This is a genomic window from Sphaerisporangium sp. NPDC051011 (assembly GCF_040653595.1).
Classification (GTDB): Bacteria; Actinomycetota; Actinomycetes; order Streptosporangiales; family Streptosporangiaceae; genus Sphaerisporangium.
Map to the genome: position 1 here is coordinate 1 of NZ_JBFAGG010000040.1, position 10,368 is coordinate 10,368.

Consider the following 10,368-nt stretch of genomic DNA (forward strand, 5'->3'; position numbering starts at 1 on the left):
GCAGGGCGAGAAGATCGGGAACTTCGAGCGGCTCCTGGATGCGCGCGAAAGACACGCGGCGGGGACCAGCGGGTACGGCGAAGGCGTTGCGCGAGGCTGCCAACAGATGTCCTTCCGAGGGCTCGCGGACTGACTACACGCACGCCAGACGACCATGTTCCAAAGTTACCTAGAGAAGCGGGTCGTCAAAGGGCAGCGCAAAGGGGCAGTGTAGCCGATAGGCATACACCTGTCCACTCCAGTCTCGCTCTGCGCTCCACGTTGGACGCAGCATCGCCCGTCAGCGCCGAAACGTCAAGCCCGAGAGGCCCGATTCGAGCGAACCGATGGCCGTCACGCTGCGTTTTCTTCCCCCGGGGCGACCAAGGCCCGAGCCGAACCCAGACGATACCCGCGAGGCGGATCGGCTAACGCTCAGTCACTCCGAGGGTCGAAGGCTTACCCGCCATCGACGCTGTCGTGCCGTTATCCCTGCCCAGGCTCACGCGGCCCAAACCTAAGCTTTACTAACAATTGGATAACGCGCCACGCCGTGCCCATGGCGAGCCGCCGGACATGTCTCAGCTTGTCGGGGCATTGCCAATCAAGGTCGACAGCTCAGCCACCAACCAGTGGCCATCACCTCTGACCAGCAGAAACCGGGCGCGGTTCTGATCCACCTGCTTCTGGGGCACCGTCTCGCCCGGCAACACCTTGGTCGTTCCCACGTTCATGAACAACAACACCTGGACGCGGTCCGGTGTGGCCGACTCCACGGCCGCCGCGGCCACCACCGCCTGCTGGACGGTCTGCTGTTTCTTGATCGTCGGGGCCAGCACCCGGGCCAGCTCGCGGTAGTGATCGGCCAGGGGGCCCGTCGCGTACCCGCGCGCCCGCGCCAGGTCGGCGTCGATCGTCCGGTAGTCGTAGCTGAGCATGTCCGGCGCGTACGCGAGCGCCGCCGCGAGGGCCTCCGCCGAGGCCGCCTCACTTTCGCGCAGCTCCTGGAGGCGGAAGTAGGTGATGGCCACCAGGACGGCCAGAACGGCCGCCAGGAGCGTTCCCAGCCCGATCGCGATCAGATACCCGTAGCGCCGGGCCGGGCGGCTGTCAGGCCGCTCCAGGCCCGCGGAGAGCCCTTCGCCGGTCACGTCACCCGCTCCAGCTTCGACACCCACCACGCTCCACGGCTCTTGGTGACCTCCATGCGCCAGCGGTTGAAACGCTCCTGCGGGGGCGTCTTGGTCCCGTCCCAGCGGACCACCGCGTCGGCCACCACCAGCACGCGGGCGCCGGCCCGGCGCGCGTCCATGGAGACCAGCCCCGCGGCGCGCACCACGCCGGTCTGGACGACCTTGTGCTCGCGGGTCGCGGCCTTCAGGCGCTCGGCGTCGCGCTCGTACTCGGCCCGGGCCTGGCCCATGGAGGAGTCCAGCGCGCGCTGCACGTCACGGTCGACGGTGCGGTAGTCGACCGCCATGAGGATCAGCGCGTAGCGCTCGGCGGCCTGGGTCGCGGCCACACGGTCGGCCGCGGCGACCCTCGCCTCGTCGAGATCGGCGCCGACGCGCACCCAGGCGACGCCCAGGACGCCGATGAGGACGATCAGCAACGCCACGATCAGCGGCAGCCAGCGGCGGGGAGAGCGAGCCGCGTGCAGCGCCACCTATACCCTCCCTCGCCTGGGGGCCGCCTCGCGGGCATCACGGCGACGGGCGCGTCGCGATGCCGGGACCGGCGGCCGGTCGCCGGATCATAACCCGCCGCCAAGATCATCTAGCGGGGTTCACCGGGTTTCCCGGGACGGGACGAACCACCGGAAGGCGCGGAGCCCGCAGCGTTCTACCCACAATGCCCCCGAGATGACAGAAGCAGATGTATTCATCCGATTTCCGTCATTGAGTGCCATGGGGTGACATGTGGCCTGAACAACCCCAGAGCACGCGAAAGGGGCGGGCCCACCCGGCACCTGGGTGGAACCGCCCCTTTCGTTTACGGCCTCAGCCGCGAGAGGTCACTTGACGGTGACGGTGGCGCCGGCGCCCTCCAGGGCGGCCTTGGCCTTCTCGGCGGCTTCCTTGTTGACCTTCTCCAGGACCGACTTGGGAGCGCCGTCCACCAGGTCCTTGGCCTCCTTGAGGCCGAGGCTCGTGAGGGCGCGGACCTCCTTGATGACCTGGATCTTCTTGTCGCCGGCGGCCTCGAGGATGACGTCGAACTCGTCCTGCTCCTCGACCTCCTCGGCGGCGGCGGCAGCGCCACCGCCACCCGGGGCGGCCGCGACCGCGACCGGCGCGGCGGCCTTGACGTCGAAGGTGTCCTCGAAGAGCTTCACGAAGTCGGACAGCTCGAGGAGGGTCATCTCCTTGAACGCGTCGAGCAGCTCGTCGGTGCTGAGCTTCGCCATAGTGGTGGTTCCTCCGTGTGTGTTACAGAACTTGGAAACGGACCGCGGTATGCGCCTGAATCCCCTGCTGTGGTCGCTTGCGCGCCCGACCTACTCGCCGCTGTCGGCGGGCTCCGCCGCGACGGGCTCCTCGCGCTTGGCGCGCAGGGCCTCGACGAGGCGGGCCATCTGCGTGGGCAGCGCGTTGAACGTGGCTGCGGCCTGAGACTGCTTCGCCTTCAGCGCACCGGCCAGCTTCGCGAGGAGGACCTCGCGCGGCTCGAGGTCGGCAAGCGTGCTGATCTGCTCGGGGGTCATCGACTTGCCGTCGACGACGCCGCCCTTGATGATCAGGAGGGGATTGGCCTTGGCGAACTCACGCAGGCCCTTGGCCGCCTCGACCACGTCGCCGTTGACGAACGCGATCGCGGTCGGCCCCTGGAACAGATCGTCCAGGGAGGTGACCCCGGCCTCGTTGGCCGCGATCTTGGACAGCGTGTTCTTCGCCACGGCGAACTTCGCATGCTCACCGAGCGACACGCGCAGCTGCTTGAGCTGCGCGACGGTGAGACCGCGGTACTCGGTCAGGACAGCGGCGTTCGAGCTCTCGAAGCGATCTTTGAGCTCGGCGACCGCGGTCACCTTTTCCGCCCTCGCCATGGGCCTCCTTCCAGATGTGCCGCCGGCGAAGGGCTCAAGGGACCTGGAAAAACGAACGAGCCCCGGCGCAGGCGCAACGGGGCTTCACACACGGGACACCAGGCGGCGCGGAGCCGCGTGACAGACCATATGAAAACTCGCATCACCTACGCTGGCCGTCCACGTCGTGGATCCTTGGGCCACCGAGCCATGAGAGACTCGGCGACGACCGGCGGTCTTCGGCAGACCACACTGTACGTCGTTCCCCCGCGTCGCGCAAAATCCGGCCCCACGAAGGCCCCCGAAGGTCCCCGAACGGCGACGCACCCCGCGGGTGTCCGTCCCACGGGGTGCGTCTCAGGCCTGGGCGTGCCAATGGCCTCGCTCCGCTCGGCGGTCCGGGGCGCCCCGGAGGCCCGAACTGTGCATATTGCCGCGCCTCCGGCACGGCGGTTCGGGGCGCCACTTTAGGCGGCGTTCTTCCGTCGTCACTCGGAAGGGCTCGTTCCTCACCCTTCCTCCCTCCTCCTCCAGAACACCGCCGCGCCCCGAACGGGTCAGGTGCCGCTGCCGGCCGTGCCGCCGTCACCGGCGGGCGCGTTCCCCAGCGTGTTCGGAAGCTCGCCCACCTGGTCGGCCGGCGGGGCGGTGACCTCGGCGGCGTCGTTGAACGACGTGAACTGGGCGGCCAGCTTGAACGTGCCGTCCTGGCCCGCGGCGCCGTTCATCTCGACCTTGCGTGGCAGGTTCTGCGCGTCGATCCACGCGTCGAACTTCATGTCCTTGACGTCGGAGAGCCGGCCCTCCAGGTTCTGCCGCATCTCAGGCGTGAGCTGCTTGACCGCCTCGGCGACGCTGAACGTGCCCTTGTAGTGCGTCGTCTCGACGCCGCCGACGGACTCGGTGCCGACCTTGGCGACGTCCTTGGAGCTGGTCAGCATCTTCACGCTGCTCTGCAGGTCGACCTGCTGGGCCTGGCGCAGGAACTGGTTGACGTCGACGCCCGCGGAATCACCGGCCTTCTTGAGGTCGATCTTGATCCACGGCTTGGTGCCGCCCACGAGCTTGCTGAGCATGTCCATCTTCAGGTACGCCGTGTCGCCGAGGAGGATCACCCGGACGCCGCCGGGGACGTTCTGCCCGGCCATGCTGATCTGGCTCAGGGTGACGTCAGAGGCGAGCTGGGGCTTCTGGTGGTACACCACAGTGCCCTTGACCGACCCCGCGCCCTCTTGAGGGGCGGAGAAGTCGACGGCGAGCTGGGCGGTGTACGAGGTGACGTCCTCGGTGTTCTTGACGCTCTGCTGCAACGTCTCGGCGGCGGAGAGCTGCACCGCCCCGAGCGAGGTGGCCGGCTGCTGCGGAGCTTGGCCGCACGCCGATACCGCGATGAGCATGGCTGAGCCCACGGCCGCGAGCACGGGGGTCATTCGCCGCTTCACTGGATATCCCTTCGTCTTCCCCATAGGTGATTTCGACCCTACGCGCAAGCCCTGCCCCGTGCGTGGCCTTGTGCGCGCGAAATCCGCCGCCACGGCGCGCGCGAGCCCGGAAACGGCCTCTCACCTGCGAGGAAGGAAATGTGAAATTAACGTGCAGAGGACCCCCACCCGGAGGTGGAGGCCCTCTGCGACGTCGGCCATGGCCGGGACACGTGACGTGCCACGGCTACGGGATGCCGGTGGTGCCGGCGATAGTCAGGCGTCGAGCTCGGCGGTGATGCCCCGCGTCACGTTCGGGTCGACCGGAATGCCCGGGCCCATGGACGTGGAGAAGGTCACCTTCTTGAGGTAGCGCCCCTTGGCCGCGGACGGCTTGAGACGCACGATCTCGTCGAGCGCGGCGGCGTAGTTCTCCAGGAGCTGGCGCTCCGGGAAGGAGACCTTGCCGATGATGAAGTGGAGGTTCGCGTGCCGGTCGACGCGGAACTCGATCTTTCCGCCCTTGATGTCGGTCACGGCCTTGCCCACGGCCGGCGTGACGGTGCCGGTCTTGGGGTTCGGCATGAGGCCGCGGGGGCCCAGGACGCGACCGAGACGGCCGACCTTGCCCATCAGGTCCGGCGTGGCCACGACCGCGTCGAACTCGTTGAGGCGGTTGCCCTTGGCGATCTCATCGATCAGCTCGTCGGCTCCGACGATGTCGGCGCCCGCGGCGCGGGCCTCCTCGGCACGGTCACCGGTCGCGAAGACCAGGACCCGGGCGGTCTTGCCGGTGCCGTGCGGGAGGTTGACGGTGCCACGGACCATCTGGTCGGCCTTGCGGGGGTCGACGCCCAGCCGCAGGGCGACCTCGACGGTCGCGTCGAACTTGGTGACCGAGGTGCTCTTGGCGAGCTTGGCGGCCTCGACGGGGCTGTACAGGGCCTCGCCGTCGACCTGCTCGTCGGCCTTGCGGTAGCTCTTGCTGCGCTTCACTGCTTCTCCTCGTGGAGTGTGTGGTCGCGGGCCAGCGCCTGGCCCTCCCACAGGTGTTCTGTGTCGGCCGCGGTTGTGTCGGCCGGTGTCAGTCGGCGATCGTGATGCCCATCGACCGGGCGGTGCCAGCGATGATCTTCTCGGCCGCCTCGATGTCGTTGGCGTTGAGGTCGGGCATCTTCGTCTCGGCGATCTGGCGCAGCTGCTCCTTGGTGAGCTTGCCCACCTTGTCGCGGAGCGGGTTGGCGCTGGCCTTGTCGAGACCTGCGGCCTTCTTGATCAGCTCGGGCGCCGGCGGCGTCTTCGTGACGAAGGTGAAGCTGCGGTCTTCGAAGATGGTGATCTCGACGGGGATGATGTTGCCCCGCTGGGCCTCGGTCGCAGCGTTGTACTGCTTCACGAAGTCCATGATGTTGACGCCGTGGGGACCGAGGGCGGTACCGACCGGCGGCGCGGGAGTGGCCTGGCCAGCGGGAAGCTGGACCTTGACCAGAGCCGCGATCTTCTTCTTTGGAGGCATTTCCTACTCCGGGTCCTTGACTGCTGAGAGACTCCCGCGGGGAGCGGGGCCCCCGAGGGCGCGCACGGGCCACTGCGGGACTGTGCGGCCTCGGGATTCACCTCGCGGACGGCGGCACGCCGACGCGCGGGGACGAGTATCCAGTGTATGTGCGCCGTCAGATCACCAGGACCTGCTCGCGTGTCAGATCTTGGAGACCTGGTTGAACGACAGCTCCACCGGCGTCTCACGGCCGAAGATCGAGACGAGCACCTTGAGCTTCTGGGACTCGGCGCTGATCTCGCTGACCGTGGCGGGCAGGGTGGCGAACGGGCCGTCCATGACGGTGACGGACTCGCCGACCTCGAAGTCGACGGTCGCGGCGGCGGCCTTGGCAGTGGTGGTCTTGGCCTGCTCGGTCGGCTCGGGCGCGAGAAGCTTGGCGACCTCGTCGAGGTTCAGCGGGCTCGGCCGGTTGGACAGGCCCACGAAGCCGGTCACACCGGGCGTGTTGCGCACCGCGGACCAGGACTCGTCGGTCAGGTCCATGCGCACCAGGACGTACCCGGGCAGGACGCGCTCCTTGACCGGAGTGCGCTTGCCGCCCTTGATCTCGGTGACGGTGTGGACGGGCACCTCGACCTGGAAGATGAAATCCTCCATGTTGAGGGACTGGGTGCGCGTCTCGATGTTGGACTTCACGCGGTTCTCGTAGCCCGCGTAGGAGTGGATGACGTACCACTCACCGGGAAGGCCGCGCATCGAGCGCTTGAACTCTTCGACGGGGTCGACGTCGGGAACGAGATCACCGTCTTCGTCGGCGGCACCGGCGGGAGCGACGGCGTCGTCGACGTCGTCGGGCTCCTCGGCCTCACCGTACGCGCCGGCCTGGCCGGACTCTTCGGTGATCTCGATCGCCTCTTCCGGCTCGCCCTCCCACTTCTCGCGGGAATCGCCAGCCGACAGTGGGGACTCGGACACGGTGACTCTTTCTTCTCTCGTCGATGGTGCGATCTTTTACCGCCCTGTCGAGGGCGGGTGTCGCGTGGTATGGGCGCGGCTCAGGATCAGCCGAAGACCGCCAGCACACCCTTCGTGAGCAAGGCGTCTACCCCCGCCACGATCCCGACCATGATCACAACAAAGACGAGGACAACCGTGGTGTAGGAGATGAGATCCTTGCGTGTCGGCCAAATGACCTTACGAAGCTCGGCGACGACCTGCCGGTAAAAGAGTGCAGGCGAAGTGCGCTTCTTAGCAGGGCGGCCGGTCGGCTTGCTCGGCCTGTCCGCGGCCTCGCCGCGAGTGTCGATCGCCACAGTCCTCACCTGATCCGTCGTTCCTACGCAACTTTACGGCGGCATACACGCCAGTCGGTGCGCGGACCGCACTTCGCAGGGCACGAGGGACTCGAACCCCCAACCGCCGGTTTTGGAGACCGGTGCGCTACCAATTGCGCTAGTGCCCTCTGCCGTGAACCACCTTACCCCGAGCAGCCCGAGGCGTGTCGCTCACTAGTTGCAGAAGTGTACGGGGGAATGAGCCTCACGTCGAACCAACTCGTCAGGCACGCCGCACCATTCCACCGACCGGCACATCCTCGCACGTCCCGGTCCACATGCTGAATATGCGTCGGTGGTGGTCCCGGCCGTCTGGAACCATGGAGGTATGACCCGTCCTCGCATCTCAGCGCGCATCTCCGCCATCACCGAGTCCGCCACGCTGGCCGTCGACGCCAAGGCCAAGGCGATGAAGGCCGCCGGTCGGCCGGTCATCGGCTTCGGCGCCGGCGAGCCGGACTTCCCGACGCCCGACTACATCGTCGAGGCCGCCATCGAAGCCTGCCGCACGCCGAGGTTCCACAAGTACACCCCGGCCGGAGGCCTTCCCGAGCTCAAGCAGGCCATCGCCGAGAAGACCCGGCGCGATTCGGGCCTGGAGGTCGACGCGGCGCAGGTCCTGGTCACCAACGGCGGCAAGCAGGCCGTGTACGAGGCGTTCGCCACCCTGCTCGACCCGGGCGACGAGGTCCTGGTCGTCGCCCCCTACTGGACGACGTACCCCGAGGCGATCAAGCTCGCCGGCGGCGTCCAGGTCGACGTCGTGACCGACGAGTCGACCGGCTACCTCGCCTCGGTCGAGCAGCTCGAGGCCGCGCGCACCGACCGCACCAAGGTGCTGCTGTTCGTCTCCCCGTCCAACCCGACCGGCGCGGTGTACTCCCCCGAGCAGGTCGAGGCCATCGGCCGCTGGGCCGCCGGGCACGGGCTGTGGGTCGTCACCGACGAGATCTACGAGCACCTGGTGTACGGCGACGCGCGGTTCACCAGCATCGCGACGGCCGTGCCCGAGCTCGGCGACCGCGTGGTCGTCCTCAACGGCGTCGCCAAGACCTACGCCATGACCGGCTGGCGGGTGGGCTGGCTGATCGGCCCGAAGGACGTCGTGAAGGCCGCGACCAACCTGCAGTCGCACGCCACCTCGAACGTCTCGAACGTCGCGCAGGCCGCCGCGCTGGCCGCCGTCTCCGGCGACCTGTCGGCCGTGGCCCGCATGCGCGAGGCCTTCGACCGGCGCCGCCAGACGATCGTGCGCATGCTGAACGACATCCCGGGCATCGTGTGCCCGGAGCCGTTCGGCGCGTTCTACGTGTACCCGTCGATCAAGGGGCTGCTCGGCAAGGAGATCCGGGGGCGGCGCCCGCAGACCTCTGGCGAGCTGGCCGAGGTCGTGCTGGAAGAGGCCGAGGTCGCCGTGGTCCCGGGCGAGGCGTTCGGCACGCCGGGCTATTTCCGCCTGTCCTACGCCCTGGGCGACGACGACCTGGTGGAAGGCGTCAGCCGCCTGGCCAAGCTGCTGGCCGAAGCCCACTGATCGGCGGTAACGCCCGCATGCGTACGGAAGGCCCCGGACCACGCCGGTCCGGGGCCTTCTTCGTGACGTGACCTGTCGCCCGCATAGGTGGCCGGTCGCACCAAAACCATTTTTGTCCGACCATTTCCCCCATATAAGGCCGTCCGGGATATATCCCACCCGGATCCCACCGAACGCGCGCCTCCCTGAGGCCGCCGAGATCTTGGGGCGAATTCGCGGCGACTAGGAACCCGTCGAAGGCCGCTTCGTAGTCTTCCGTCATGAGCGGTCCCCTTTCGCCCTCCAACGCAGCGGGGCTTCCGGGGTCGAGTGCCGAAGTCGGCGTCGTGGCATGACTCGCGTACGGCAGGATATGGAGATGGCACGCCCGCTCGACCAGCTACCCAAAGCCCACCTGCACCTGCACTTCACCGGCTCCATGAGGCATTCGACCCTGCTGGAGCTCGCACAGGAGCAGGGCCTCCACCTGCCGGACGCGCTCGTCCAAGATTGGCCGCCCAAGCTGCGCGCGACCGACGAGCGCGGGTGGTTCCGCTTCCAGCGGCTGTACGACATCGCGCGCTCGGTCCTGCGCCGCGAGAGCGACGTGTACCGCCTGCTACGCGAGGCGGCCGAGGACGAGGCGGCCGAGGGCTCCCGGTGGCTGGAGATCCAGGTCGACCCCTCGGGGTACGCCCCGCGGTTCGGCGGGCTCACCGCGACGCTGGAGCTGGTGCTCGACGCCGCCGGGCAGGCCGCGCGCGCCACGGACGTCGGCATCGGCGTGATCGTCGCGTCCAACCGCACCCGCCACCCGCTGGACGCCAAGACCCTCGCCCGGCTCGCCACCCAGTACGCCGACAAGGGCGTGACCGGCTTCGGGTTGTCCAACGACGAGCGCCGCGGCCGGGCCAGGGACTTCGACGGGGCCTTCCGCATCGCCCGGCGCGCGGGCCTGCTGGCCGTGCCCCACGGGGGCGAGCTGTCCGGCGCGGCGAGCGTCGCCGAGTGCGTGGACGATCTGGAGGCCGACCGTATCGGCCATGGAATCCGGTCGGCCGAATCACCGCGCCTCATGGAGCGCCTGGCGGACCGGCAGATCGCCTGCGAGGTGTGCCCGACGTCCAACGTGGGCCTCGGCGTGGCGCAGCGGGCGGGCGACGTGCCGGTGAGGCGGCTGTTCGAGGCCGGCGTGCCGATCGCCCTCGGCGCCGACGACCCGCTGCTGTTCGGCGCCCGGCTCCTGCCGCAGTACGAACTGGCGCGCACGGTGTACGGCTTCGGCGACGCCGAGATCGCCGAGCTGGCCCGCCAGTCGATCCGCTCCTCCGCCGCGCCGGACTCCCACAAGAAGGAGCTGCTGGCGGCGGTGGACGCCTGGCTCGCCGGCCGACCCGCGGCGCGACGCCCCGCCTGAACAAGGCGAAAGCCCGGCGGAACATTGAGCTCCGCCGGGCTTGCCCAGGTTCACGCCGTCGCGGGACGGCGGGACGTCACTGCGAGTGGATGTAGATCGTGTCGAAGACCTCGGCGAGCTTGGTGAGGTCCTGCGTCACTCCCTTCTCGGGGTCGCCGGCGTCGAAGGTGACCGCGAG

11 protein-coding genes and 1 tRNA gene are annotated in these 10,368 nt (G+C 68.7%); 2 read left to right on the top strand and 10 right to left on the bottom strand.

Features of this window, described 5'->3' with window-relative positions; genetic code table 11:
- Window positions 1-560: 560 nt before the first annotated feature.
- The 10 genes from AB0H21_RS40720 to AB0H21_RS40765 all read right to left on the bottom strand — a co-directional run bounded on the left by AB0H21_RS40720 (window position 561) and on the right by AB0H21_RS40765 (window position 7,388).
- Complete coding sequence (locus AB0H21_RS40720; protein ID WP_358527416.1) at window positions 561-1,130, bottom strand: hypothetical protein; 570 nt, start codon at window positions 1,128-1,130, stop codon at window positions 561-563.
- Window positions 1,127-1,645 carry a hypothetical protein gene (locus AB0H21_RS40725; protein ID WP_358527418.1) on the bottom strand — a complete coding sequence of 173 codons (519 nt, stop codon included), beginning with the start codon at window positions 1,643-1,645 and terminating at the stop codon, window positions 1,127-1,129. The genes AB0H21_RS40720 and AB0H21_RS40725 overlap by 4 nt, the downstream gene beginning before the upstream one ends.
- Before the next feature lie 348 nt (window positions 1,646-1,993).
- Window positions 1,994-2,386 carry a 50S ribosomal protein L7/L12 gene (gene rplL / locus AB0H21_RS40730; protein ID WP_358527420.1) on the bottom strand — a complete coding sequence of 131 codons (393 nt, stop codon included), beginning with the start codon at window positions 2,384-2,386 and terminating at the stop codon, window positions 1,994-1,996.
- Between the two features lie 90 nt (window positions 2,387-2,476).
- Window positions 2,477-3,025 (bottom strand): 50S ribosomal protein L10, encoded by a 549-nt coding sequence (rplJ, locus tag AB0H21_RS40735; protein ID WP_358527423.1) that lies wholly within the window; start codon window positions 3,023-3,025, stop codon window positions 2,477-2,479.
- A gap of 536 nt (window positions 3,026-3,561) precedes the next feature.
- Window positions 3,562-4,446 (bottom strand): LppX_LprAFG lipoprotein, encoded by an 885-nt coding sequence (locus AB0H21_RS40740; protein WP_358527426.1) that lies wholly within the window; start codon window positions 4,444-4,446, stop codon window positions 3,562-3,564.
- A 255-nt stretch (window positions 4,447-4,701) separates the two neighbouring features.
- Window positions 4,702-5,421, bottom strand: coding sequence for a 50S ribosomal protein L1 (rplA, locus tag AB0H21_RS40745; protein ID WP_358527429.1), 720 nt, complete (start codon window positions 5,419-5,421; stop codon window positions 4,702-4,704).
- An 88-nt stretch (window positions 5,422-5,509) separates the two neighbouring features.
- On the bottom strand, window positions 5,510-5,941 hold the full coding sequence (rplK, locus tag AB0H21_RS40750) for a 50S ribosomal protein L11 (RefSeq protein ID WP_114028424.1): 432 nt from the start codon (window positions 5,939-5,941) through the stop codon (window positions 5,510-5,512).
- Between the two features lie 183 nt (window positions 5,942-6,124).
- The gene (gene nusG, locus AB0H21_RS40755; RefSeq protein WP_358527431.1) at window positions 6,125-6,901 is read right to left on the bottom strand and encodes a transcription termination/antitermination protein NusG; all 777 of its coding nucleotides are present in this window, start codon (window positions 6,899-6,901) and stop codon (window positions 6,125-6,127) included.
- 86 nt (window positions 6,902-6,987) lie between these two features.
- Window positions 6,988-7,239 (bottom strand): preprotein translocase subunit SecE, encoded by a 252-nt coding sequence (gene secE, locus AB0H21_RS40760; protein ID WP_358527434.1) that lies wholly within the window; start codon window positions 7,237-7,239, stop codon window positions 6,988-6,990.
- Between the two features lie 76 nt (window positions 7,240-7,315).
- Window positions 7,316-7,388, bottom strand: a tRNA-Trp gene (locus AB0H21_RS40765).
- Between the two features lie 200 nt (window positions 7,389-7,588).
- On the opposite strand from AB0H21_RS40765, the gene AB0H21_RS40770 reads away from it, so the two are divergent.
- Window positions 7,589-8,794, top strand: coding sequence for a pyridoxal phosphate-dependent aminotransferase (locus tag AB0H21_RS40770; protein WP_358527437.1), 1,206 nt, complete (start codon window positions 7,589-7,591; stop codon window positions 8,792-8,794).
- Between the two features lie 358 nt (window positions 8,795-9,152).
- Window positions 9,153-10,190 (top strand): adenosine deaminase, encoded by a 1,038-nt coding sequence (locus tag AB0H21_RS40775; protein WP_358527440.1) that lies wholly within the window; start codon window positions 9,153-9,155, stop codon window positions 10,188-10,190.
- Window positions 10,191-10,368: the final 178 nt, after the last annotated feature.

Coding starts and splice junctions, on each gene's coding strand:
- rplL (WP_358527420.1), bottom strand. CDS start 2,386: ATGGCGAAGCTCAGCACCGACGAGCTGCTCGACGCGTTCAAGGAGATG.
- rplJ (WP_358527423.1), bottom strand. CDS start 3,025: ATGGCGAGGGCGGAAAAGGTGACCGCGGTCGCCGAGCTCAAAGATCGC.
- rplK (WP_114028424.1), bottom strand. CDS start 5,941: ATGCCTCCAAAGAAGAAGATCGCGGCTCTGGTCAAGGTCCAGCTTCCC.
- AB0H21_RS40770 (WP_358527437.1), top strand. CDS start 7,589: ATGACCCGTCCTCGCATCTCAGCGCGCATCTCCGCCATCACCGAGTCC.
- AB0H21_RS40775 (WP_358527440.1), top strand. CDS start 9,153: ATGGCACGCCCGCTCGACCAGCTACCCAAAGCCCACCTGCACCTGCAC.